Here is a 26,181-nt window from a genome sequence, read left to right as displayed (position 1 = left end):
GAATTCAAATTAGGTACGCAGGAGGGATAAGCAACATGCAATATTCGTATTTGGGTAAATCAGGACTCAAGGTCAGCCGAATCTGTCTCGGTACCATGAATTTCGGGCCTGCTACAGATGAAAAAGAAGCTTTCCGCATTATGGACGCAGCACTTGATGCAGGCGTGAACTTTTTTGATACCGCTAACATCTACGGCTGGGGTGAGAATTCCGGTCTTACCGAAGAAATTATCGGACGCTGGTTCAACCAGGGTGGTGGCAGACGTGAGAAAGTGGTTCTGGCCACCAAAGTCTATGGCTCCATGCATGATGATACAGATGGCCCCAACAACGAAGCTGGCCTCTCCGCTTACAAAATCAGACGGCATCTCGAGGGTTCCCTCCGCCGCTTACAGACCGATCATATCGAACTATACCAGATGCATCATATAGACCCTGCCATATCGTGGAATGAGCTGTGGGGCGCATTTGAAAATGCCGTTCATCAGGGTAAAATCGGTTATGTAGGATCGAGTAACTTTGCTGCATGGCAGATTGCAATCGCTCAAAGCGAAGCCAAGAATCGTCATTTCCTCGGCCTGGTTTCCGAACAACATAAATATAGCCTCAACTGTCGTTTGCCTGAGTTGGAAGTACTGCCCGCTGCCAAAGAGCTGGGCCTCGGCGTTATTCCATGGAGTCCACTGGATGGTGGTTTATTAGGACGTAACGCTCTGCAGAAGCTGGAAGGAACACGCAGCGGCGGCATCGCTGGACGGATCGAGCAGCAGCAAACTCAGCTTGAAGACTTTGCCGCACTGTGTCGTGATCTCGGTGAACCACAGGATACGGTGGCTTTGGCATGGGTTGCAGCCAATCCGGCAGTGACCGCCCCGATTATCGGACCGCGTACGCTGGAGCAGTTTGAGACCGCACTCAAATGTCTGGACGTGACTTTGGATGAAGCGGTGCTCAAACGTCTGGATGAGATTTTCCCGGGTCCAGGTGGACATGCCCCTAATGCATACGCGTGGTAATAGCTTGATAGCGTAAGCCAATGCAATAGGTAATCGTAGAAAAGGTTCTGTGTTTCACTGCCATAATTATATAAATCAGCATTTTGCATAATTCGAATTATACCGCTCACGGGTACAAGATATAGACGAACAGAATCATTTCGATCTATATCTTGCTGATTGGAAGACGCTTAGAGGATTTATGCAAAATGCTTAAATACAAGCAAAAGAGTCTGACCCTCCACAGGAGAGTCAGACTCTTTACGTACCTCACTAAACGTAACAAAGCAAGCCGAACGAATTACGATATCAATTCAAATCAAGATAGATCTTCCTGGCAGCGTACATACGTCCCAGCTTAAAGTTCAGTTCAAAGAAGGGGGCGTGCTCCTTTCATCGGAGCCTACAGGTTAACGTTTACACGGTTCGTATATGTCTTGCGCTTCTCAATCAATTGATTCAGGCCGTCTACATAGGCACGTGCACTTGCACCCAATATATCTGTGCTTACGCCACGTCCTTGTACCGAAACCTGATTTTGAGTCAACACAACATGTACTTCACCCAATGCATCCTTGCCATGTGTTACCGATTTGATGGAGTAGTCAGACAACGTTACGTCTTCCCCACTCACTTGGTCAATCGCATTGTAGATTGCATCTACCGATCCATTACCCTCTGCTTGCTTCTCAAGCGTATCCCCGTCAAGCGTTGCAATGCGAACTTTGGCTGTTGGTACCGATTCATCTCCGTACGTTACGAAGATCGATTCCAGTTTATACACCTCAGGTGCATCCTGCAATTTCTCTTCAATTACGGCAAGCAGATCTTCATCAGTAACTTCTTTTTTCTTATCAGCCAGATCTTTGAACTGGGCGAAAGCCCGATTCAATGCTTCTTCTTCCAGCTCATATCCCAGATCAATCAACCGCTCACGGAAGGCATGACGACCAGAATGTTTACCCAGTACAAGCTTGCTTTCTTTCAGACCGATGGACTCTGGAGTCATAATTTCGTACGTTGTTTTTTCCTTCAGCATGCCGTCCTGGTGAATGCCGGATTCATGTGCGAAGGCATTTGCGCCAACAATGGCTTTGTTTCCAGGCACAACCATACCTGTCAAACGGCTAACCAAACGACTGGTCCGTGCAATCTCAGACAACTGCAGCGATGTTTTCGCCTGGAAAAATTCCTGACGTGTCTCCAGTGCCATAGCAATTTCCTCGATCGCCGTGTTTCCGGCACGTTCACCAATGCCATTGATCGTACCTTCGATCTGATCGGCTCCGTTGAGAATGGCAGCAAGTGTATTGGCCGTCGCCATACCCAAGTCATTATGACAGTGGGCACTCAGCTGTACCTTTTCAATACCGTGTACATTCTCCTTGAGATGTTTGAAAATGTTTCCGTATTCATATGGGCTCAGGTAACCAACCGTATCCGGAATATTCACGACCGCTGCACCTTCTTCAACAGCCATATTCACCATTTCCACGAGGAAATCATACTCGGTACGACCTGCATCCTCAAGTGAGAATTCAATCTTCGAGAATGTTTTCTTTGCATAACGAATCGCGGAACGAGCTGTATCCAGTACCTGCGCTTTGTCCATGCGCAATTTATGTTGGCGGTGAATAGGTGAAGTTGCCAGGAAAACGTGAATACACGGGTCCTGAGCACCTTTAAGTGCTTCTTTAACCGCATCAATGTCTTGCTCTCTGGAACGGGACAAGCCAATTACAGTCACATTTTTGACTGCATTTGCTACTGCATTGACAGCTGCCAGATCACCTGGAGATGCCGCCGGGAAACCCGCTTCCATCCGGTCAATGCCAAGCCGCTCGAGCTGATGGGCAATTTCCACCTTTTCACGAGTGTTCAGATTGACTCCCGGGGATTGCTCTCCATCACGCAGCGTTGTGTCAAATACATAGATTTTACGCACGCTTCGCACCTCCTGTACTTGTTATTATATGTTTCTCTGAACCAGCAATAGCGGCTCACGCATAAGCACGGCCGCTATTCCCAGTTAAAGCTCTAAGTTTACTTGAATACCTTAAAGTGCATGTTCTAGAAGTTAATGCTTACTTCTTGATCCAGTGCATCATCTCACGCAATTGTCCGCCAACCACTTCGATTGGGTGTTCAGCTTCGTTACGACGAGTTGCTGTCAAGAATGCACGTCCGGATTGGTTTTCCAGGATGAAGTCGCGTGCGAATTTACCTTGTTGGATATCCGTCAGCACTTCTTTCATTGCTTTCTTCGTATCTTCAGTTACAACGCGAGGTCCAGTTACGTAGTCACCGTACTCAGCTGTGTTACTGATGGAATCACGCATGCTTGCAAGTCCACCTTCATACATCATGTCAACGATCAGCTTCAGTTCGTGCAGACATTCGAAGTATGCCATTTCAGGAGCGTAACCTGCTTCTGTCAATGTTTCGAATCCAGCTTTTACCAATGCACTCACGCCACCACACAGGACAGCTTGCTCACCGAACAAATCTGTTTCTGTTTCTTCACGGAAGGAAGTTTCGATAACCCCTGCGCGTGTACAACCGATACCTTTAGCATAAGCCAAACCGATTTCTTTAGCTTTACCCGTTGCATCTTGCTCAATCGCGATCAGGCCCGGTACACCAAAACCTTCCACATAAGTACGACGTACCATGTGACCAGGGGACTTAGGAGCTACCAGCAATACATCGCTGTTTTTTGGAGCAACAATTTGACCGAAATGAACGTTGAAACCGTGTGAGAAGAGCAATGCAGCGCCTTCTTTCAGGTTTGGTTCGATTTCGTTTTTGTATACAGAAGCTTGAGTTTCGTCTGGCAGCAAGATTTGAACTACATCTGCGCGGCTTGTTGCTTCAGCCGGGGACAGAACTTCAAATCCGTCATTTTTTGCAGTGTCGAAGGATTTACCTTCACGAAGTCCGATGACTACGTTCAATCCGCTATCACGAAGGTTTTGGGCTTGGGCGTGGCCCTGGCTACCATAACCGATTACCGCGATCGTTTTTCCTTTCAATACGTTAAGCTCTGCATCCTGTTCATAATAAGTAGTTACTGGCATGTTTATAAGTCCTCCTTTGTATTGTAAAGAACCCTTCATTAATGAGCGGGTGTCTCAAGGGACCGACTCGCTTGGCGTATCAAAAGCGTCTCTGGTCTGATCCGATCCGTTCAGACACCCGCCCATTAATGCGGGAATGTAGCTATCTTTTCAAGCGTTACATCACTAAAATGTTACATTGCAACTTTTAAGGGACTGACACTCTCACATAAGATCAACTGTATATGTTAGCTAACCGTCGTCCCTCTTCAATCATTATAGCCTTATACGTTACCGCGTACCAATGCAGTTATGCCTGTACGGGACAATTCGCGAATACCATATGGCTTGAGTAATTCAATCATAGCATCAATTTTGTCCGTATCTCCGACTACCTGCACAATCAGGCTGCCTGGGCCAACATCTACAACGGATGCGCGGAATGTTTCTACCACACCCAGAATCTCAGGACGCTCGGAAGGCTCTGCTTTCACTTTAATCAGGGCGAGTTCACGGGCTACCATCGGTTTCAGGCTGAAATCAACCACTTTAATAACATCGATGATTTTGTACAATTGTTTCTCAATCTGCTCCAGCGTTTTATCGTCACCAATGGTGACAATAACCATCCGGGAGAGTCCGGGTTCTTCCGATTGACCTACTGTAATACTCTCAATGTTAAATCCGCGTCGACCGAACAACCCTGATACCCGCTGAAGGACGCCAGGCTGATCGTTTACCAGTATCGAGATCGTATGTCTTATCATTCGTCAGCATCCCCCATCAGCATTTGATCAATTGTCGCTCCTTGCGGAACCATTGGATATACATTTTCTTCCTTGCGTACTACGAATTCAACAACGACCGGTCCTGGTGTATCCAAGGCTTCCTGCCAAGCACGCTGGGCTTCTTCCTTATTGGTTGCACGCAAACCTTTTACGCCATAAGCTTCAGCCAGTTTTACAAAATCCGGACTTCCTGCCAGATCAATATGGCTGTAACGGTTCTCATAGATGATCTCTTGCCATTGGCGAACCATTCCGAGTACCTGATTGTTAATGATCACAATTTTTACCGGTATATTGTTAATGGCACAGATCGCAAGTTCTTGGGAACACATCTGCATTCCGCCGTCACCGTTAATGGAGATAACGAGTCTGTCCGGATTGGCCATCTGAGCACCTATGGCAGAAGGGAATCCAAAGCCCATCGTTCCAAGACCACCCGAAGTTACCCATGAACGCGGTTGATTAAATTTATAATATTGTGCTGCCCACATCTGATGTTGTCCCACATCCGTAGTTACAATTGCTTCACCTTTGGTTGTATCATTCAGCATTTCAACAACCCACTGGGGTTTCAGCACTTCGTCTGAATCCGTGTAGCTGTAAGGTTTCTCTTGTTTCCACTGTTTGATCTGGTCTCTCCATGCATCTGCACGCTCTGCACGTCCAACTTCTTTGTTGGCTATTTCCAGTACCGTCTTCACATCACCAACGATTGGAATATCGGTTGCAATGTTTTTACCAATCTCAGCCGGATCAATATCGATATGAACGATCTTGGCATGTGGAGCGAATCCATCCAGCTTGCCTGTTACCCGATCATCGAATCGAGCGCCGATATTAATCAGCAGGTCTGCTTTTTGAATAGCCTGATTGGAAGTGTACGTTCCGTGCATACCTGGCATACCCGTCCATAATTCATGACCGCTTGGGAAAGCGCCTAGACCAAGGAGAGTAGTCGTAATTGGAATGCCTGTCTTCTCAACAAACTCGAACAGTTCTTCATGTCCTCCCGAGTATACCACACCGCCACCAGCGAGAATCATTGGACGCTCTGCTTCCTGAATGGCTTGGGCCAAACGGTCAACCTGCAGTTTGTTTGGCACTGTCCGTGGATTGTACCCTCTCAATATAACAGGTTCAGTTGTTGGTTCAAACAATGTTTTGTTCGCTGATACATCTTTTGGGATGTCGATCAGTACAGGACCTTTACGACCGGTATTGGCAATATGGAATGCCTCATGAATTACGCTGGACAGATCTTTTACATCTTTCACCAGGTAACTATGTTTAGTGATTGGCATTGTAATCCCGGTAATATCCGCTTCCTGGAAAGCATCTGAACCGATCAGGCTTGAAATAACGTTCCCCGTAATGACTACGAGTGGTACTGAATCCATATACGCTGTTGCAATGCCCGTAACCAGATTTGTTGCTCCTGGTCCGGAAGTAGCGATGCAGACACCAACTTTGCCGCTTGCACGTGCATATCCGTCAGCTGCATGTATTGCACCTTGTTCGTGACGGGTGAGAACGTGTTTGAAATCCTCGAAACCATACATCGCATCGTAAATGTACAACACTGCGCCGCCTGGGTAACCAAATACGCACTCGACACCTTCAAGTAACAAACTTCTCAGCAGAATTTCGGATCCGCTAATGACCTCCGGCTTCATCCATTTTTCACGTAATTCATCTGTTGACCGTACTTCTGGAATTTGAGCTCCCATCAGTCATCCTCCTCTCGAAATTTACACCATTCTGACATTTAAAGTTACAAAAAAAACCTTCCATCCCTGCAAACAAGTTCATGCTTGCGAGGGACGAAAGGTTATCGCTTCCGTGGTACCACCCAACTTTGCCCGAAATTTCGCAATAACGGACCTTACCAGGTACAACAAAACGAATAGCTCAAACGAACATAGTCGTTTCCCATACCTGTTGTCTGTAACGCAGACATACGATTTTCCCTAATACGCGAAAGGAGTGACATCCAGTGCTTTTCAGGAAAACAGCTCCGAGGTGAGCTCGTATATAAGGGATAATGGTGGTGGTTTCAGCAATTCCAGCCACTCTCTGAGCAAAAGAGCCCTTAAAACTTCGTCCTCTTCATAGCCGATGAAATATTCTCGTTAAATGTTAGGAACATTATATGATTCCTCCAACCGATAAGTCAATACCTGTTTTGCATAAAAATTCAGAGAACCTTCCTTCTTCCCTCTTCAGCCTATAAGGTTGCCCTAATCCCAGCGCTTCATTCAGTCACCTTTTATCTTGCTTCGGGCATAGGATATACGAGCAGCACGACTGGTCCTGAAAGGAGGCTCCGCATGGTGATTCGGCAACGCACATCCAAGCTGGATGATGGCGCCATCATGAAGTTGATTGACACTCAACTTGTTCCTTTATCCCATATGAGCGAAAAGGAAATTAATAAAATCCGCAAAGAAATACCCCTGCGAATGAACAGGGGCATGACCTTTGTTGTCTCGCCGGAGCCAGACAAAGCTGCTGTGGCATTCATCCATTTTCTCATGCATGGGGAATTGCTCTATGTCGATATGATGGCCGTTAGTCCGAAAGAACAACGCAAACGTTACGGGCAAACTTTGTTGCTCAAAGCAGAGAGCTTTGCGGCATCTCGGGGTTGTCGAAGATCTAAAGTGATGGTGGATGAGGGCAATACCAAAGGGCTTCAGTTTTATCAAAAAAATGGATACAGCGCGATTCGATACATCATGATAAGCCGTTGCTACGAATTGGAAAAAACATTGTAGAATATCCTAGAAAAATCCTGGTGGGCGTGGACCTGGACCATAAGGGCCGAATCCAGGACCAGGTCCATATCCGCCACCAGGTCCTCCAGGTCCATATCCCGGTCCGTAGCCAGGACCATATCCAGGGCCTGGTTTTGGTCCAGGTCCATATCCGGGACCGAAGCCGGGACCACCTCCATAAGCATAAGGCAGTGTGGCAATAGCGAGCAGATCAAACAATACCAGTGGCAGAATCGCTTTTGTACGTACTTTTTTGCCATTCAAACGCTTGAGTACCAGTTTGTTGCCCGATACTTTCAACAGCTTTCCCGTAACCCGAGTGCCGTCTTTTTTGATTGCAACAATATTTTTGCCTATTAATTTCATCGCTTCATCACGCGTAACTTGTTGTTTCATACTTTCCCCTCCTCCTCGGATCGTTCAAAACAGTGTATTCGTCCATCACTGAATTCGCCTGTTTCTTTGTCCCTACCTGAAAATATGGGTATCTGCATGAGAACCAAAACAAACGTGAAAAAGTGGATTGGTGATGCTCAAGAAAACAAAAAAAGGCCCGCACAAGGCGGACCCTTTTATCAAGCTTTTGGATAGTAAATTGACATATTGCAAGTTTACCTTTTACCCGGGTCATACGCTTCACCGAGTGCAGACGGAGCCGAAGAACGTCCAACCGCTGCAACGAGAACGATGATGGTAAGCAGGTAAGGCAACATAAAAATAATTTCCTGGGGAATACTTTGTGACCATTCAAACAACTGTACATAGTTTCGGATCGCTTGTGAGAATCCAAAGAAGACAGCCGCACCAAAGGCACCAATCGGATTCCACTTACCAAAGATCATAGCTGCAATGGCAATATAACCTTGGCCGGAAACTGTATTGTGTGAGAATGTACCCGTAGTTGTCAACGTAATCGCAGCTCCACCAATGGCCGCAAGCGCACCACTGATCATAACGCCAATATAGCGATAACGAAGCACTTTAACACCAACCGTATCAGCCGCACTTGGATGTTCACCTACAGAACGAAGGCGCAGACCAAATGGCGTTTTGAACATAATGTAATACGTCAGGAATACGAACAGAATGGCCAGATATGTCGTTGGATATACGTTCTTGAAAAAGGCTTCTCCAAGCAAAGGAATGTCTTTCAAGAATGGCACATCAAACTTGCTGAAGCCTTGAACCAACGGTGAATCACCAGAACCTTCAAACAACAGTTTAACCAAGTACAACGTACTTCCTGCTGCCAAAAAGTTAATGACGATACCACTGATAATCTGGTCTGCCTTAAATGTGATAGACGCAACGGCATGAATCAGCGATACCAGTACGCCCAATACAATCGCAAGCAAAACCCCCATCCAGGCCGAAGTCGTTCCACCCATGCCCGCTTCTTGAGCATAATGCGCCCCGATTCCAGCTGCAAAGGCACCAAAGACCATAAAACCTTCAAGTCCAAGGTTTGTTACACCTGATTTTTCCGAGAAGATTCCGCCGAGTGATGCAAAAATCAATGCCGTAGCAAAGACAAGCGTCGTATTGATAATTTGCCCAATTGTCAACAAGTCCATCTACAACACCTTCTCTTTCTTACGCTTCGAATAGAACGGTTTGAGTATCCAGCGCACGATGCCTTGTGCCGCAATAAAGAAGATAATCGAACCGATCACAATCCGAATAATCTCAGGCGGAACATCCGCAGCAAAACTCATACCTGCAGATCCGTACGTGAGGGTACCAAACAACACTGCACCCAACAACACACCAAACGGATGATTCAAACCAATTAGCGCAACAGCTATTCCGTCAAAGCCTGTACCTGGTGAACCCGACATTACGGTCTGGTAATGGAACACACCAAGAACCTGGAAGGCACCACCAAGACCGGCAAGCATACCACTGATAAACATCGCTTTTACGATATTCCGGTTAACATGCATACCTGCATATTCAGCCGCATTAGGGTTGTAGCCTACCGCGCGGATTTCAAAACCTTGTTTTGTTTTCCACATATAGATATAAAAGAGCACAGCCATCACAAGGGCAATCAACGTCCCCATGTGTACACGGGAGTTGCCCATCAGTTCAGATAACCATGTGAGACTAATCGAAGCCGATTCGCTGATATCCACGGAGCGATTCTCGCCCTTCAACAGCAAGAATTGGCGTACGATAAGGTTGGCCAGATACAGACCAATCCAGTTCAACATGATACTACTGATAACTTCATTGACCCCACGTGCCGCTTTCAGATAACCAGCAATAGCTGCCCAGAGACCACCAAACAGTGCACCAGCAATCAAAGCCAGTGGCGCATGAAGGTAGATCGGCAAACCTGCAAATTTAACACCAACAAATGTCGCAGCTGTCATTCCGACGAGAAATTGACCTTCTCCCCCGATGTTAAACAGCCCTGCACGTGATGCAAATGCAAATGCAAGTCCAGTCATAATTAATGGTGTCATTTCCCGTACTGCTTCACCAAAGTTGTACATGTCTCCAAATACCTTGGTGAACAATGCACCATAGGCTTCGATTGGATTGTAGCCACCAATCAGCATGACAACTCCACCGAGAATAAGACCCATAATAATAGCTACTACAGGCAAAATAAATGAATCTCGCGTAAACCATTTCAATACGTTATTCATGCGCAGTACCTCTCTTTTGAGTGCTGCCCGCCATCATCAAGCCGAGCTCCCTATCATTGGTTTCTTCCGGCAGCACCTCGCCAACGATCTGGCCTTCATAAATGACAGCAATTCGGTCAGATACATTGATAATCTCATCAAGCTCAAATGAAATCAGCAGAACAGCCTTACCTTGATCACGCTGTGCAATCAGTTGCTTTTGCACGAACTCAATAGCCCCTACGTCCAAACCACGCGTTGGCTGTGCAGCGATAAGCAGTTCAGGGTTTTTATCTACCTCACGGGCGATAATGGCCTTTTGCTGGTTTCCTCCGGACAAGGAACGAGCTTTGGTCTCGATGCTTGGTGTACGCACGTCAAATGCCTCAACAAGCCGCTTAGCCTGCTTTTTGATCGCATCGAAGTTAAGGAACCCTTTACGGGTGTATGGTGCTTTATAATACGATTCCAGAACGATATTTTCACTCACTGAAAAATCAAGTACAAGTCCGTGTTTATGTCGATCTTCCGGAATGTGGGCTACACCCGACTCCGAGATATGGCGCGGAGAATGATTGGACAGCTCCTTGCCCTCCAAAAGAATCGAACCACTCTCGACTTTGCGAAGTCCGGTAAGGGCTTCAATCAGTTCACTTTGACCGTTACCATCCACGCCTGCGATTCCGACAATCTCTCCTGCACGTACGTTCAGGTTAAGTTGGTTCAGAACCGAAATACCTTCTTTATTCTTGGCCGTTAATTTACTGACTTCGAGCACATTAGCTCCAGGTGTAGCCGGTTTTTTGTCCACTTTGAATGTGACATTCCGCCCCACCATTTTCTCTGCCAGCTCATTCGGATTTGTTTCCGAAGTTTTGACCGAATCAATCACTTTACCCCGACGGATAATCGTTACCGTATCGGAGATTTCCATGATTTCTTTCAGTTTGTGCGTGATCAAAATAATGGACTTTCCTTCAGCTACAAGCTTCTTCATGATGATCATCAGTTCTTTGATCTCTTGAGGAGTCAATACAGCTGTAGGCTCGTCAAAAATCAGAATGTCTGCACCGCGATACAACGTTTTAACAATCTCTACACGTTGCTGCATTCCGACAGAAATATCATGAATTTTGGCATGAGGATTCACCTTAAGTCCATACTGTTCGGAAAGACGCTGAACTTCAGCAGCTGCTTTTTTATAGTTAATATTGAGACCCTTCGTTGGTTCAGATCCCAAAATAATGTTCTCTGTTACCGTGAACGGCTGTACAAGTTTAAAATGCTGATGCACCATGCCTATGCCAAGATCGATCGCTCGGTTAGGGCTGTCGATGATGACAGGCTTGCCATTCACTTCAATGGAACCTTCATCTGGCTGATAGAGACCAAATACAATATTCATCAACGTTGACTTACCAGCGCCGTTTTCGCCCAGTAGCGCATGGATCTCGCCTTTACGAAGCTGAAGGCTGATGGCGTCGTTGGCAACAATGCCTGGGAAACGCTTCGTAATTTGTTTTAACTCAACGACGGGGGTTGCTGCACCCATGTAATCACCCTTATAACTGATATAGTGTGGTTCCGCAAACGTAAAAAAAAACGTCTATCGACGTACTTTCAAAGAAGACAGACCGCGCTTAGCTGAAGTTTTTCTTGCGATAATCGAATGGTTCAGCTCATTAAGAACATATCAATTCCATTATCTTAAGAAAAGCTCCTACCGGAGCGTTGGTGCACAGTGACCTTGTACAATTGTTATGATGACTTGATCAAATGTTCCTGTTTTTGCAATCATAAGGCCGGTCAAGACCGGCCCCAATGATTATTCATTTGCGACTAAGATAAAATTCACTCCGTAGGAACTTTGATTTCGCCGCTGATGATTTTTTCTTTGTACTCTTCCACTTTTGCAAGTGTATCAGCAGATACATTGGCAGTAGAGGTATCAGCAATACCTACGCCGTTTTCTTTCAAAGTCAGGTTCTCGGAACCGCCAGCAAATGTACCATCAACTACTTCTTTGTTAACGCGCTTAACTGCTTCGTCAACTTTTTTGATCATGGAAGTCAAAGTGATCTCATCACCAAACTCAAGAGATTGGTCTTTGTCTACACCGATAACCCATACATCTTGACCTTGCTTCTTACGAGCACTTGCTTCGTTAAACACACCGTTACCTGTTGCGCCAGAAGCGTGGAAGATAATATCTACGCCTTCATTGTAAAGTGTTGCTGCTGCTGCTTTACCCAAGTCAGGTTTATCAAATGCACCTGTGTAGTTAGAAATGAATTGAGCATCAGGGTTAACTGCTTTAACACCTTCTCTGAATCCTACTTCAAACTTTTTGATCAGTGGGCTTTCCATACCGCCTACAAAACCAATTTTGTTGGATTTTGTTGTCAGACCAGCTACAACACCAACCAGGTAAGATCCTTCTTCTTCAGCAAATGTTACGGATTTAACGTTAGGAGCATCAACAACACTGTCGATGATCGCGAGTTTAGCATCAGGGTTTTGCTCAGCTACAGTTTTGATTGCATCAGCCAATTGGAAACCGATACCCCAAGTCAGATCATATCCACCTTTAACGAATTCGTTCAGGTTAGGAATGTACTCTTCATCGGATTTACTTTGCAGGTATTTAACAGCAGTACCTGTTTCTGTTTCAGTCGCTTGCAAAGCTTCCCAAGCGGATTGGTTAAAGGATTTGTCATTAACTCCACCTACGTCAGTAACCATACCGATTTTGAGATCGGATTTCGCTTCAGTGGATGTGCCACCTGTATCTCCTCCGGCATTTGTTTCTTCTTTCGGTTTGCTACCGCAACCTGCGAGCATAACCGATACCGCCAGCAACATTACCAAAGACAAGCTGAGCATCTTTTTCATTTCTCTTTTTCCCCCTTAATGATATATCCCTCATTCCAATCCAGCCTAAAATTGAACGGTTAACAGATAGCAGGAATGACTTTTATGCAGAATGTATGGTTTCTTCGACATTAAAAGCGCATTCTCACCCTTGTAGCATCCTATCATCTGTCGAAAAACCGAACATTATGACATGGAGAGAAAAATCTAGGACTAGCCTACTAGAGGTGATTATACAATCAACCAGTGTTAAAATCCAGATGTTTCATCACCAAATATCACATATTTTTGTTCTTTTTTTATTGAAAACGCTTAATAATTTAGCGTTTTAACACACTAACGTTACAACGATGTGATGTTATATAACAAAAACATATCGCGAACTTTAGTGATGAGTGGGATTTACCTGTTTTTATTTGTATTATTTCACCGTTCGTATTTTATGTATTCCCATGGGCCTTTATTCACCAGTTATCTGGTTTCATTGTTCCCTTCCAGACTTCAGCCTATTCGCTCTATTCATTCAGAGATTCAGCTTCGAATTTCTTCCAAGCCGTAAAAAAAGCCGCCATATAGGTACGGCGGCTTGTATCATACAATTTAAGCGTTGATTTTGCCTTTAGCTACAGTAGCCAAAGAGTTGAACGCATTGATGTCGTTAACGGCCAGATCAGCCAACATTTTGCGGTTCATGTCTACTCCAGCAAGTTTCAAACCATGGATCAGTTTGTTGTAAGACAAACCATTCATACGTGCTGCAGCATTGATACGAACGATCCACAGTCTGCGGAAGTTACGTTTCGTGTTGCGACGGTCACGGTATGCGTATACCAGGGATTTCATTACTTGCTCGTTAGCTGTTTTAAAAATACGGTGTTTGGAACCGAAATAACCTCTTGCCAGTTTCAAAACCTTTTTATGACGACGACGTACTACAAAACCGCCTTTTACTCTTGCCATATTAAAGAACCTCCCAAATAAATATAAATGTATCCGTGGTATGTGTACGGCCGTAGCCGATCCCCCATACGGAATCTACTAATTAGAATTAGCCTTTCAAGTTAGCCAAACCTTGTTTCAAACGTCTAACATCCCCGGCAGCCATAACTGGGTTACCGTTCAGAACGCGCTTAGCACGTTTGGATTTGTGGGAAAGCAAGTGGTTTTTGTGAGCTTTGTAACGAAGGACCTTACCGGAACCGGTAATTTTGAAGCGTCCTTTCAAACTGCTGTGTGTTTTCATTTTAGGCATTTTGTGTTTCCTCCTCCAATGTTATCAGGCTTTAGGAGCCAAGATCATGATCATACTGCGGCCTTCTAATTTTGGTTGACGTTCAACAGTACAAAGTTCTGCAACTTCTACCTTAACGCGCTCCAAAATCCGTTGACCAATCGCGGCATGTGCAATTTCACGTCCGCGATAACGAACAGAACATTTCACTTTGTCGCCTTCGTTCAAAAACTTAACTACATTACGAAGCTTCGTTTGATAATCGTGCTCCTCAATATTGGAACGGAACCATACTTCTTTAATATCAACAATTTTCTGGTTCTTACGGGCTTCTTTATCTTTCTTTTGTTGCTCATAGCGGAATTTGCCATAGTCCATAATACGACACACCGGCGGTTTAGCCTGTGGTGCCACATTGACCAGATCCAAATTCAGGTCAATCGCCATTTGCAGTGCTTCGCGAATGGGCGTAATCCCAATTTGTTCTCCTTCAGCTCCGACAAGGCGTACTTCCTTCGCCCGAATCTCATCATTAATCATGTGATCTTTACTAATAATCGTCCACCTCCAGGTCATTTTGAATATCCAGTTAAACAAAAATAAAAGGGATGCCGGTCAAGCTACCGACATCCCTGTAATCAACACAATTCTTCATGAGTATACACTTCATAAATTATTGGGATCGTTGACCAGCCAACATGTTTGTTGATCAGGTGAGAAGTCGGACTTCTGCTTGTGATTCCATTTCTATTCGTTTTAAGGCACTTGAATACTATATCACCCACAAAACACATTGTCAACATTCTTCACAACTTTTTTTGTGAATTATACATTTGTTATATCAGATGTCAACAAAGTATCGCATGCATGTTCCTTACCCTTGTTTGCTCTGCACCTCATCCAACCGTACAACACGTGTATGTTGAGTGTGGCTCCACTGTTTGTTGTTCTGCGTAAAGAAAGCGTAGAACGTAATCGGGTACCAAGACAGCAGGTAGATCGGGAACAAAATCAGATATAGATAAACTTTGGCAAAGGTAACCTTCTCCAGCGCCATGGACAACAGGAACGTCAGGATGTTCAAACCAATAGCCACGAACCCAACCCATAACGGGAAGTATCCATAAATATTAGCAATGTGCGGACCACTGAATATAGCCATATCTACCCACATCACAGCCGTCATCAGGAACGTAAGCAATACCACATAGACATTGGCTCCATAGATAGCAAGGTCAAATTTCACCAGGCTTCTTTCCTTAATGGACTGCCATAGCAACGGGAAGAAGTATCTACGCGCAACTGTAAAGTGACCTTGCATCCAGCGCAGACGTTGTCTCGCTGAAGCTTTGAATGTTAATGGCTTCTCATCAAATACTTTGGCGTCATAGTTGAAAACAGGATACACATTACGTTGCACACTGCGCATCGTAAACTCCAGATCCTCAACCAGACTTGTTGCACCCCAACCAATTTCCTTCAACAGGTTGGTCTCAAAGCACATTCCGGTTCCTCCGAGGAAATTCGCCATATTCAAGTTATGACGAGACAACTGCCACAGACGGTTGATGTACCAGTAAGAAACACCGTAAGCTGCAGTAATCCAGGAATCCTCCGGATTTTTCGTATCAATGTATCCTTGGATAACACGCGAACCATTGTTCAAGTCATCATTCATCTCAAGCAAGAAGTTACGGTCAACCAGGTTATCCGCGTCAAACATAACAACTGCGTCATACTGACGTGGCAATTTCCACAAGTACTTAAGCATCCATTCGATGGCGTACCCTTTCCCTCTTAAATCGGCATTGGTACGTACACAGGCGTTTAATCCATGCTCTCTGACAATTTGAGCCGTTCCATCCGTACAGTTGTCACAGATGACAAACACATCGTACAGATCTTCCGGATAATCAAGTTGTTTCAAGTTCTCCATCAAGGCACCAATGACTTGTTCCTCATTGTGTGCTGCGACGAGTACAGCGAATGATTTTGTCGCCGGATAATGTTTCTTTTTCTTTTTCTTAATCAGACCGAACAGCGAAAACGTGAATTGGTACACGGCTAGCAGTGCCAGAATGACCTGCATCGTGACGAATATAGCGTCCAACATCGTTCTCTGTTACCCCCTTTTTTTCAAAACCCAGTTTACTCAAGCATTTCTCTTCCTGATTCTGCAATTTATTTTTTTTTGATCTGCAGAATATGACCCTGTTCTTTTGTGTACTACGTGAATATATCAGGCAATGTTTCAAAGCTTGGTTGCTATCAGTTGGCTGCTTTATCGATTCTGTATCCTTTTCAGTCATTTGTCAAAACCCCAATTCCACTTTCTGAAGCAGAAATGTGATCTTTAAACGCTGAATAGACACTTCGTGATACCACAACCTCGCATTCATGCCTGTTATATCTTATTTTCAGCCGTTTACTTGATTTTTATTTCTAAAGTCCCTGCTTTTTTCATCAGCATGTTATTCTTCGTCAGAGGCTCTATAACAAATAACGCAAACAGACCTCAAAAAGTTTGAAACAGAACTCACATTTTTTTACCTCATTTCAGCCATGTTGAATCATTGTATCTTTTTTGGCTGACTCAAGTCAAAAAGTTAAGATGGGTATATATCCACTCTTTAACATGAATTTAACGTTCTTTACATGGGTTCTTCTTGAAAAGGACAACATTTAAAAATATGATAAACATATACCTGAAATAACCTCAAGTTCATGAAAAACGGTTATATACTAATCAGGACGAAACCGGATGCAGAAAATCACCGGAAATAATGCCGCCATTACGGGCGGCCTGACTGGCAGGAGGCCAATATGAGCCGTTTATTCTTAAAGTTTCAAGATTATGATCGAAATGTTTTTATGTGGATCAACGGCCGACTTCATAATCGTTTTATGAATTTTTGGCTGTATTATTTCACCCATCTGGGTGGAGCAACTTCTTCTATTGCAATATCACTGTTAATCTGGCTGCTTGCTCCAGCTCCTTGGAGCACAACAGGACTCCAGGCATGTATCGCTCTTGCGGTCAGCCACATCCCTGTAGCCATCGCGAAAAAATTGTATCCCCGCATTCGACCTTATCTGGCATTGCCGGATACAATTACGTTCCGTAATCCCCTGACGGATCACTCGTTTCCTTCAGGGCACACAACTGCCATTTTTTCGGTCACGGTTCCCTTTATGACCACTGATCCGATCTTATTGCTAATATTGTTGCCTGTGGCCCTTATTGTCGGATTCTCTCGAATTTATCTGGGATTACACTATCCTTCCGATGTTCTGGCGGGTGCCACAATAGGTACTTTAGTCGCACTTGCAACAGTTGCATTCTGGTCTTAAAGCCGATATGTTAGACTCAGAAAAACCTAGCAGGAACAGGTGAAGCAAGCGTGGAGAAAAAAAGAGTATTACTATTATCTGAAGGCTTTGGTACGGGTCATACTCAAGCCGCTTATGCACTGTCCAGCAATTTGCGAAAGCTCTCGCCAGACGTGCAGACAAAAGTGCTTGAACTGGGAAGTTTCTTAAATCCCAAGGTTGCACCTCTGATTATAACAGCATACAAAAAAACGGTTACCAACCAACCCAAACTTGTCGGATACGTATACAGACACCAATATAAAAAATCATTGAACAGGCTGACGACACTGGCGCTGCATAAACTGTTCTATACACATACACGCAGCGTTGTGCGCCAGTTACGTCCCGATGCGATCGTCTGTACACATCCGATTCCAAGTGCTGTCATATCCAGACTGAAACGTCTGGGTGTACAGGTTCCCCTATGCACAGTCATCACCGACTATGATGCACATGGGACGTGGATTAACCGTGAAGTAGACCTTTATCTGGTTTCTTCAGATGAGGTTAAGTCCAAACTAATGCTACGCGGCGTACCTACAGACAACATTCGAGTCACGGGCATTCCGGTGCATCCAAATTTCTGGGAGCATCCCGGGCGAGAAGAGATTCGAAGCAGATTCAACCTCAAGAACATGCCTACTGTACTGGTGATGGGTGGCGGCTGGGGAATGCTCAGCGACAAGCTGGTCCATCCGCTGCTGACACGCTGGCATGAAGATATTCAGATCATTTTTTGTCTGGGTCGCAATGATAAAGCACGGATCAGCATGGAACAGAACCCCATGTATCGCAAAGAAAACATTCATATTATGGGGTACACCAACGAAGTAGACAAATTGATGGAAGTATCCGACCTGCTGATCACCAAACCTGGGGGAATGACATGCAGCGAAGGTTTGGCCAAAGGAATTCCAATGTTGTTCCACAACCCTATACCTGGTCAGGAAGAAGAAAACGTCCATTATTTTACGGCAAGAGGGTTGGGAGAACCCATAACTTCGCTCGACGTAGTGGTCAAATGGATGAACAAGCTGTTGCATCACTACCCGGATGTTGTACGTAAACGCAAACGTCATCTGGCGGAAATCGCCAAGGTTCATCCGATGCAGAGCGCTCAAAGTATTATCGATCTGCTGGAGGACGTTCGTCCTTCATCCGCAGAAGAGGCCCGTTTATGAATTTATCCAAATAAGGTGCTGCTTCCCGCATTCTTCGTCAATCATGCCTCTAACCAACGGCTTCAAACAAGCCTGCAACCACATTGAAAAGGTGCCTTCGGATTTGAAGGCACCTTTTCTTTATGAAGGAAAGTACAAACTATTGAATGCCTGTTGACTTCAAGTACTCCTGCCACTGCTTGGTGTATTCTGCCTGAATTTTTTCCAATCCTGCTTGTTTAGCCTTCTCCATAAATGTGTTCAATCCAGCTTCTACGTCTGCCACCAAACCTACATTAAGCGGATACAAATATTGCTTTTCCACTTGCTCCAATGCAGCCTTCTCGGCTTGGTACGGAGTCCAATCTTCAGCAAATCCTGTAAAGATATCCGGCTTTTTGATTTTGTCGAGATCTTCAAACATGCTCAGGACATCATCAAAGGTTTTATCATAGAGCATGAATTCCGGATTACGCCAAGCCCAGCCATTCATGCCCTCACGCGGGAAGCCGTTTGTTTGTGCATCTCCCACCATTTTGTAGTATCCATTATCTACCTCGAAGTTTTTGCCTTCAACGCCGTATTCAGTCAACCAGTTATATCGTTTGTCTGTAACCAGTTTCTCATAAAATGCCAAGGCTTTTTCCGGGTTTTTACTGCTACGCGGAATCGCAAATCCGTTGTGGATCGGGTGAACCGGTTGTGCAAACCCTTTTGCATTTGGGTAAGGGAAATAAGCCAGTTTCCAATCTGGATGCGTAGACTGCACCTTGATTACATCTGCATTAAATTTGTTAGGGTTTTCCCCGGACAGAACAACAGCTGCTTTTCCATTTTGCAACAACGAGTTGGATGTATCTTTTACATTCAGTACGTTTTTCGGGAAAAATCCTTTGTCCATCCAACGTTTGTATGTTTTCAAGTCTTCCAGGTGTTGCGCGGATCCCCAATAGGACGTCACGCTTGATGGTGTGTCATACATAATATCCAGTCCATATGGAAGTTGACCTGCTGTATTAACCAGCTTGGATGTCAATTGACGAATACCATGGGTATGGTTGGCATTGCTATCCGCAATCGGTATCATATTGGGTTCGTTGGCTTTGATGCCCTCCAGATACGCTTCGAGCGTCTCCAAGGATTCCGGTTTCGGAAGATTGTATTTCTCGCGCAAGTCCTCACGGTACGCAATTCCCTCGGTTACATACTCAATCCAAGTTGATGGAACAGTATAGATTTTGTCATTGATTTTGACCGCATTCCACATGTCATCAGGTACATGAGCTTTCAGGGCTGGCGCTGCTGTAGGCAGCATTTCATCCAGTGGCAGGAACGCGCCCTTCTTGGCATAGGACTGGTAGAATGTCCAATCCGCTGTGAAGATCAGATCGATCGGCTGTCCGGAAGACAGCAGCAGTTTATATTTTTGATCCCAGTCGGTCCATGAGGTGTAGTTGAATTTCACATTGACGTTCAGATCAGCCTCAGCCAACTTATTGATCTCGGATTCAATAACAGGCAGATCTTTTGGAGCATCCCCAAGCATGTAAAATTGAAGCGTGACTTTCTCGCCTTTGTTCCCGGATGTTCCTCCCTGCCCGCTTCCTTGCGTCGATCCCCCCGAACCGTTATTACATGCGGCAAGCACCCCGGCGAACAACATCAGGGCAAGTACCAGAGACAGGTGCCGAATTGTTTTGTTACGCATACGCATCCTCCCTTTTTGTGGTGAACCTTTATATGTTAGCGCAGACTCGCCATGTTTCAGACCGGAAATGATGTCAATGGCCTTCACAGCGTGTTCACGTTCTAACCTTTCACTGCACCAATGGTGAGTCCTTTGACAAAATAACGTTGTACAAACGGATACAGGAACAAAATCGGTCCCGTTACAACGATAGCCATCGCCATCTTGGTTGATTCAGTAGGCACATCCTGACTGAGCGTGATCCCTGTGCCAATTGCCATCTGGTCAATGAATGTAATCGTGTTCATCGTGTTGTAGAGATAAAATTGCAGTTGGTACATATCCGGGTTGTTAATGAAGAGGGATGAGGTAAACCAGTCATTCCAGTACCCCAGTGCCAGAAACAGACCTACGGTGGCGATACCAGGCATCGCCAGTTTCAACACAATGCTGAAATAGATGCGGAAGTCATTCGCTCCATCAATTTTGGCGGACTCAATCAATTCATCCGGCACTGCCGAGCGAATGAAGTTTTTCATCAGGATAATCAGGAATGGCGTCATCAACCCCGGGAAAATAAGTACGGTGTACGTATCTGTGAGATTGAAGTAGTTCGCCAGCATAATGTACCAAGGCACAAGTCCCCCACCAAACAGGGTTGTGAAGTAGATAAAAAACGAGAACGTGTTCCGATATTTAAAATCCTTACGCTGGAGCACAAATCCGGCCATCGTGATGAGGAACAGCCCTAGCGTAGTCCCCACCACCGTTGTAAAAACCGTTACCCCATAAGCCTTAAGTACCTGAGTCGGGAATTTGAACACCATTTTGTAACCTTCCAGGGAAAAGTCCGTTGGAAAGAGGTGATAACCATCCCTCACAATGGACTCGTTGCTGCTGAATGAACCGGATAGAATCAGCAGAAAAGGTAGCAAGCACATGATTGATAAAATGATGATGAAGCTGTAGGAAATCAGTTGAAACATAAAAGTGAATTCCGAATCTCTGAGACGAGTATTCGTACGCGTGTGAGTATTCATTGGCGTGTTCATGATCGTTCTCCCTCCTGCCCTGCGGGCGTTCTAGAACAAGGCGTAGTCCTCATTTACTTTGCGAATAATATAGTTGACAGTCATGATCAAAATGAATCCGAATAACGACTGATACAAACCAGCTGCCGTTGCCATCCCGATATCAAACGTTACTTTCAGTGAACGATACACATACGTATCAATAATATCTGTAGCGTTGTACAGCACCCCGTTGTTACCTATCAGTTGATAGAACAGATCAAACTGCCCCTTCATAATGCTGCCGAGCGAGAACAACAACAATATGACAAAGGTTGGCTTCAGCATCGGTACCGTAATGTACCAGATCCGCTGAAATATATTGGCCCCGTCGATTCGGGCAGCTTCATAATACTCGTCACTGATACCCGTTATGGCGGCCAGATAAATGACCATGCTGTATCCAAGATTTTTCCACAGATAAAAGATGATGATCAGGAACACCCAGATCCAGGGTGTGTTATAAATGTCGACCGGGCCTGCCTCAAAACGTTTGAGCACCGTGTTCACAAAACCCGACTCGTAGTTAAACATGTTGTAAGCGATTACACTTAATAGTACAAATGAGATGAAATACGGCAAGAACATGACGGATTGCGTGATTTTTTTGAATAACCTGCCCCGGATTTCGCTAAGCATGATCGCACAGAAGATCGCCAGACCGTTTCCTAATATAATGAAGGCGAGATTGTAACCCACGGTATTGGTTGTGAGCTTCAACAGCATTCCGGATTGCCATAGGAACTTAAAGTTCTCCAGACCGACAAATGGACTACCAAATAATCCGCCTTCAAAATCATACCGGGTGAACGCATAATAGATGCCGACCATCGGAAAATACGAGTTAATCAGAAAAAAGATCAGCGTGGGCAACAGCATCAGAAACATGATTTTGTTTTTGTTCAATTCTTTGAGCATGGCTCGATCCCTCCCGAATTTCTTGCGGTGCTGCGTGGTGGAGCTCTCTTTTTATTGTAGATGCTCTCTTCACTCACGAATACTGAAGCTTCCCATCAGAAAATGAACGATTCTGCGAAATGAACTATGAACAAAATGAACGAACCATGAAATGAACAGACATCCACACACATCCGTTCACAAATGTTGATATCGTGCATAGGCTACACCTAGTGAACAATCCAGCGAAAGTTGAACTTTATGTAGAGAAACAGGCAAAATGGCCTGTCCAACATTGATGTAAACGCATACATAATATATAATTCAAGTTACTCTTGCTCTTCTGCTCATCCATATATGAAGCCTCACTTATGTATATGAAATTCTATGCTGCTCACCCAAAACAGGAGGTTCGAGGGGGAAGAAGAATGCGTAAACGTTCAGAGGACAGTCAGAAGGTCTTCACACGGATTCTGATCGGCATTATTATCAGTACCGTCGCTACCTTACTTGTGGCTTCTACTATTTTGTACGTCAACTATAATCGGATTGCTCTTCGCCAGGTGTATCGTACAGATATGAACAGTCTTACACAAACCAGCCGTGAAGTGGCGAAAATGACCGAGACTGCGAAATCATTGTCATATCAGATCTATCAGGACTACACCATCTCTTCATTACTGCTTTATTCCAAACCAAATATCTATGAGATCACATCGGCGATGGAGCAGCTAGACAACTACCGTATGTCCCTTCCCTTTATCGAATCCATCTATGTATATAACTCCAAAAGTAATGAATTCTTCATCAGTTCCAACGTGCGCAATGGGCAGCAGTCCATCTCGGAGATCGATGATCAGGGGATTACAAGCATCCTCCAACGCTTCCATGACTATAAACCTTTTGTGCCCATCCCGCGTACATATCAGGTCGGGTCTACCGAAGCAACAGAGGTTAACAGCTACACCTATCTCTGTTATGACACGATTAATGATAACGCGAAGCTAAACTATGCTGTCATCGTTAATATCAAGGATGATTGGCTCAGTCCGAATATGAATGCTGTGGATCAACCAGGCAAAACCTTTATCGTGAATGAGAATGGAGACCTTTTATCTGACTTTGGCGACCGTGCATTGATGAAAAATCTCTCCAGTGAAGCTTTTATGAAGCCAATTATGCAGGATACGGAGCAGTCAGCTTACTTTACCGAGAAGGTCGACGGAGAAAAATCTCTCATCACCTATACCGCTCCCGATGACTTGGGTTGGCGTTATGTGAGAATAACACCTTATGATCTGATTACCTCAGATATACGGAGTATGCGCACACATACCGTTCTGTTTTGTGTTGGACTTCTCCTGGCAGGGTTACTGCTCTCTTACCTTGTGTCCCGAAAACTATATCACCCTATTGATAAGGTGCTTGTTCGTTTACGTGTGATGGAAGCAGAGCGACGTGGCAGTCTTCATTTGTTACGGCAGGATTTTCTGCGGGGGGCGCTGCAGGGCCGTGAAACAGTAACTGGAGGTATGCTGGAAGAACGAATGAAGTTCTATGGTTCCTCTATTGACGTTCAGCGTACATCCAGGCTGGTATTGCTACGTATTGACCATTTTACCGAATTCTGCGAAACGTACCGTGATGAGACCCAGCTTGTAAAATACGCCATGATGAACATATGCACTGAGACAGCCGATCTCCACTACAACGCAGAAGCTGTGGACATGGGTGGTGATCTGATCACACTCATCTTCAATGAAAAGGCGGAAAGCCATGAACTTGAGCAACCTGCTCATAACCGGATCGAAGAGCTGCTACGAATAATGCAGGCAGCTGTAATGACCCATTTGAGATGCTCCATCTCCTGTACGATCGGCACGGAAGAAGATTCATTGGAAGACAGTATTGCATCCTACACCAGATCAGCCGAAGCCTCACTGCATCGTTTGTTCATGGGACCAAGCTGTCTGATCTATACCGCTGACATCATGGCTTATCACGCCAAGGAGTACGCATTTCCAGCAGGTAAGGAAAGACAACTTGTCGATCACTTAATGACAGGTAAGACACGAGAAGCAAAACAAGTCTATGCAGATATCGTCGGCGAAACAGCGGCATATCCGTTTACCGTCTTCCAGCTAGCCTTATCCCATCTGACGATGACACTGAACCATGTACGAAATACCCTCAAGAAGAATAATCAACTCACGCTTGATTCAGTCTCGGATGGTCTAATGCTGCCTATCAAAGACGCGGAAGACATCAGTGAAGTACATGAACACTTCTATCGGATGTTTGATGAGCTTGGTTCCAAAGTTGAGGAGAAACGTACACTGAAGCACGAAGAGTTGATTCGTAAAATCAATGGCATTATTGAGCGGGACTATGCGGACCCCAATCTATGTCTAACTTCTATCGCAGATGAGTTGGGCATGTCGCCCATTTATGTGAGCAGGCTCTACAAACAGCTCACCCTGAAAGGGCTCACGGACGTGATTAACGAAACCCGCATAGCCAAGGCCCAGCATCTGCTGGTGGAGACAGAAAACTCCGTTGCCGATATTGCCGAGAGAACCGGATTCACCAACAGTTCATACTTCTATCGCATGTTCAAAAAGTTCAACGGTGTTACACCAAACGATTATCGCCGCAAAGAGTTTCATTCAGAGAACTTTTGAAATCATCCCTGACTTGAGTTTATGGAGTATTGCACATCGATTGTTAATGCAAAAAAAGAGCGACCTATGAGAATGAATCATTCACCTCATGTGTCGCTCTTCTTTAATGAGTTTAAGTTAGATTTCGATTTATTCCTGTTCCTGATCTTCGCCAGACTCATCAGAAGCTTCACGAACTTTATACTTGTCCAGACGTGTCTGCTGATACTCACGCAAGGCCTCTTCACCCACAATCACTTCAACCCGGTGAATGTTCATACCTTTACCCATGAATTTCTGCTCGTACTCCGTCATCACATGTTCTTCATTCAAACCATCACGATGCAGATTCAAAGAAATATTGGTCATTTGCAGGCCGAAGTCGGCAATGGCATTGAGTGAGAAATCAAACAGCGTCTCCGAATCGGTTTTGAAATGAATCTGACCTTTGGGATTAAGCAATTCCGTGTATTTCTTCAGGAAGCGCGGGTGCGTCAACCGACGACGTGCATGCTTTGCTTTTGGCCAAGGGTCACTGAAGTTCAAATAAATGCGCTCCAGTTCTTCCGGTTCAAAAACTTCTTCGATCTGTTCGATATTTGCCAGCGCAAGCTTCAGGTTAGGGGGTGTCTCCACATCAGCCTGACTCCACGCATTACGAGCTTTCTCACTGGCACGACGCACCAGTTCATCATACATATCAATACCGATGAAATTAAATTCCGGATATTTATAACTCATTTGGCTGATAAATTGACCTTTACCCATACCAAATTCCACGAAGATCGGGTGATCATTGCCAAACAGTTCAGACCATTTTCCTTTATGTTGCTTGGGGTCCAGTACAACAAGATCAACTTGTTGCTCCAGATTTTCTCTTATCCCTTTTCTGCCACGTAAACGCATTTTATTCCTCCGTTTGTCCCATACTTGTCTCAGACTTATTTTGCCGAAGAACTGGCAAATTGTAAAGAGCAATGAAAAGGG

At 44.9% G+C, this 26,181-nt stretch carries 22 protein-coding genes; 5 read left to right on the top strand and 17 right to left on the bottom strand.

The features are described 5' to 3' along the window. The first annotated feature begins 35 nt into the window (after positions 1-35). Positions 36-1,016: an aldo/keto reductase gene (locus tag NZ043_RS18065; protein WP_249911279.1), complete on the top strand. Its 981-nt coding sequence runs from the start codon at positions 36-38 to the stop codon at positions 1,014-1,016. A 382-nt stretch (positions 1,017-1,398) separates the two neighbouring features. Here the strand turns inward: NZ043_RS18065 and NZ043_RS18060 are convergent, their stop codons facing one another. From NZ043_RS18060 to ilvB, 4 genes are all read right to left on the bottom strand, one after another. Further along, positions 1,399-2,940 carry a 2-isopropylmalate synthase gene (locus tag NZ043_RS18060; protein ID WP_017689653.1) on the bottom strand — a complete coding sequence of 514 codons (1,542 nt, stop codon included), beginning with the start codon at positions 2,938-2,940 and terminating at the stop codon, positions 1,399-1,401. Positions 2,941-3,079: 139 nt separating this feature from the next. Beyond that, positions 3,080-4,072 (bottom strand): ketol-acid reductoisomerase, encoded by a 993-nt coding sequence (ilvC, locus tag NZ043_RS18055; protein ID WP_062833429.1) that lies wholly within the window; start codon positions 4,070-4,072, stop codon positions 3,080-3,082. Between the two features lie 263 nt (positions 4,073-4,335). Beyond that, positions 4,336-4,818 carry an acetolactate synthase small subunit gene (gene ilvN, locus NZ043_RS18050; RefSeq protein WP_024628317.1) on the bottom strand — a complete coding sequence of 161 codons (483 nt, stop codon included), beginning with the start codon at positions 4,816-4,818 and terminating at the stop codon, positions 4,336-4,338. After that, positions 4,815-6,566 (bottom strand): biosynthetic-type acetolactate synthase large subunit, encoded by a 1,752-nt coding sequence (ilvB, locus tag NZ043_RS18045; RefSeq protein ID WP_091032851.1) that lies wholly within the window; start codon positions 6,564-6,566, stop codon positions 4,815-4,817. Before ilvB ends, ilvN begins: the two co-directional genes overlap by 4 nt. A 600-nt stretch (positions 6,567-7,166) precedes the next feature. On the opposite strand from ilvB, the gene NZ043_RS18040 reads away from it, so the two are divergent. After that, complete coding sequence (locus tag NZ043_RS18040) at positions 7,167-7,613, top strand: GNAT family N-acetyltransferase (RefSeq protein ID WP_091014845.1); 447 nt, start codon at positions 7,167-7,169, stop codon at positions 7,611-7,613. A 6-nt stretch (positions 7,614-7,619) separates the two neighbouring features. Here NZ043_RS18040 and NZ043_RS18035 read toward each other — a convergent pair whose 3' ends face one another. The 9 genes from NZ043_RS18035 to NZ043_RS17995 form a co-directional block, all read right to left on the bottom strand. Then, complete coding sequence (locus NZ043_RS18035) at positions 7,620-8,009, bottom strand: hypothetical protein (RefSeq protein ID WP_047842246.1); 390 nt, start codon at positions 8,007-8,009, stop codon at positions 7,620-7,622. A 215-nt stretch (positions 8,010-8,224) separates the two neighbouring features. Continuing rightward, positions 8,225-9,187, bottom strand: a complete 963-nt coding sequence (locus NZ043_RS18030; RefSeq protein WP_062833426.1) for an ABC transporter permease — start codon at positions 9,185-9,187, stop codon at positions 8,225-8,227. After that, a complete protein-coding gene (locus NZ043_RS18025; RefSeq protein ID WP_091032853.1) occupies positions 9,188-10,267 on the bottom strand; it encodes an ABC transporter permease in 1,080 nt (359 codons plus the stop codon). Beyond that, the gene (locus NZ043_RS18020) at positions 10,260-11,798 is read right to left on the bottom strand and encodes an ABC transporter ATP-binding protein (RefSeq protein ID WP_215076982.1); all 1,539 of its coding nucleotides are present in this window, start codon (positions 11,796-11,798) and stop codon (positions 10,260-10,262) included. The genes NZ043_RS18025 and NZ043_RS18020 overlap by 8 nt, the downstream gene beginning before the upstream one ends. A 299-nt stretch (positions 11,799-12,097) precedes the next feature. Then, a complete protein-coding gene (locus tag NZ043_RS18015) occupies positions 12,098-13,138 on the bottom strand; it encodes a BMP family ABC transporter substrate-binding protein (protein WP_076252456.1) in 1,041 nt (346 codons plus the stop codon). Between the two features lie 579 nt (positions 13,139-13,717). After that, complete coding sequence (gene rplT / locus NZ043_RS18010; RefSeq protein ID WP_017689664.1) at positions 13,718-14,077, bottom strand: 50S ribosomal protein L20; 360 nt, start codon at positions 14,075-14,077, stop codon at positions 13,718-13,720. 88 nt (positions 14,078-14,165) lie between these two features. Further along, on the bottom strand, positions 14,166-14,369 hold the full coding sequence (gene rpmI / locus NZ043_RS18005) for a 50S ribosomal protein L35 (protein ID WP_017689665.1): 204 nt from the start codon (positions 14,367-14,369) through the stop codon (positions 14,166-14,168). Positions 14,370-14,393: 24 nt separating this feature from the next. Further along, positions 14,394-14,888, bottom strand: coding sequence for a translation initiation factor IF-3 (gene infC / locus NZ043_RS18000; RefSeq protein ID WP_017689666.1), 495 nt, complete (start codon positions 14,886-14,888; stop codon positions 14,394-14,396). 334 nt (positions 14,889-15,222) lie between these two features. Continuing rightward, on the bottom strand, positions 15,223-16,461 hold the full coding sequence (locus tag NZ043_RS17995) for a glycosyltransferase family 2 protein (protein ID WP_036610177.1): 1,239 nt from the start codon (positions 16,459-16,461) through the stop codon (positions 15,223-15,225). 710 nt (positions 16,462-17,171) lie between these two features. On the opposite strand from NZ043_RS17995, the gene NZ043_RS17990 reads away from it, so the two are divergent. Continuing rightward, entirely contained in the window at positions 17,172-17,699 is a 528-nt protein-coding gene (locus tag NZ043_RS17990; RefSeq protein WP_017689668.1) for a phosphatase PAP2 family protein, read from the top strand. 50 nt (positions 17,700-17,749) lie between these two features. Continuing rightward, positions 17,750-18,901 carry a glycosyltransferase gene (locus NZ043_RS17985; protein ID WP_091032863.1) on the top strand — a complete coding sequence of 384 codons (1,152 nt, stop codon included), beginning with the start codon at positions 17,750-17,752 and terminating at the stop codon, positions 18,899-18,901. A gap of 139 nt (positions 18,902-19,040) precedes the next feature. Here NZ043_RS17985 and NZ043_RS17980 read toward each other — a convergent pair whose 3' ends face one another. From NZ043_RS17980 to NZ043_RS17970, 3 genes are all read right to left on the bottom strand, one after another. After that, complete coding sequence (locus NZ043_RS17980) at positions 19,041-20,588, bottom strand: extracellular solute-binding protein (protein WP_339309028.1); 1,548 nt, start codon at positions 20,586-20,588, stop codon at positions 19,041-19,043. A 101-nt stretch (positions 20,589-20,689) separates the two neighbouring features. Continuing rightward, a complete protein-coding gene (locus NZ043_RS17975; RefSeq protein ID WP_081745926.1) occupies positions 20,690-21,619 on the bottom strand; it encodes a carbohydrate ABC transporter permease in 930 nt (309 codons plus the stop codon). 30 nt (positions 21,620-21,649) lie between these two features. Beyond that, positions 21,650-22,555 carry an ABC transporter permease subunit gene (locus NZ043_RS17970; RefSeq protein ID WP_017689672.1) on the bottom strand — a complete coding sequence of 302 codons (906 nt, stop codon included), beginning with the start codon at positions 22,553-22,555 and terminating at the stop codon, positions 21,650-21,652. Positions 22,556-22,962: 407 nt separating this feature from the next. Here NZ043_RS17970 and NZ043_RS17965 point away from each other — a divergent pair, with 407 nt between their 5' ends. Next, positions 22,963-25,215 (top strand): helix-turn-helix domain-containing protein, encoded by a 2,253-nt coding sequence (locus NZ043_RS17965; RefSeq protein WP_339309027.1) that lies wholly within the window; start codon positions 22,963-22,965, stop codon positions 25,213-25,215. A gap of 129 nt (positions 25,216-25,344) precedes the next feature. Here NZ043_RS17965 and trmB read toward each other — a convergent pair whose 3' ends face one another. Next, a complete protein-coding gene (trmB, locus tag NZ043_RS17960; RefSeq protein WP_076252463.1) occupies positions 25,345-26,100 on the bottom strand; it encodes a tRNA (guanosine(46)-N7)-methyltransferase TrmB in 756 nt (251 codons plus the stop codon). Between the last annotated feature and the right edge of the window lie 81 nt (positions 26,101-26,181).

Origin of the sequence: Paenibacillus sp. FSL k6-2145 (assembly GCF_037976585.1) — a bacterium.
GTDB lineage: Bacteria > Bacillota > Bacilli > Paenibacillales > Paenibacillaceae > Paenibacillus.
This window is presented reverse-complemented; position numbering and strand designations above follow the sequence as displayed.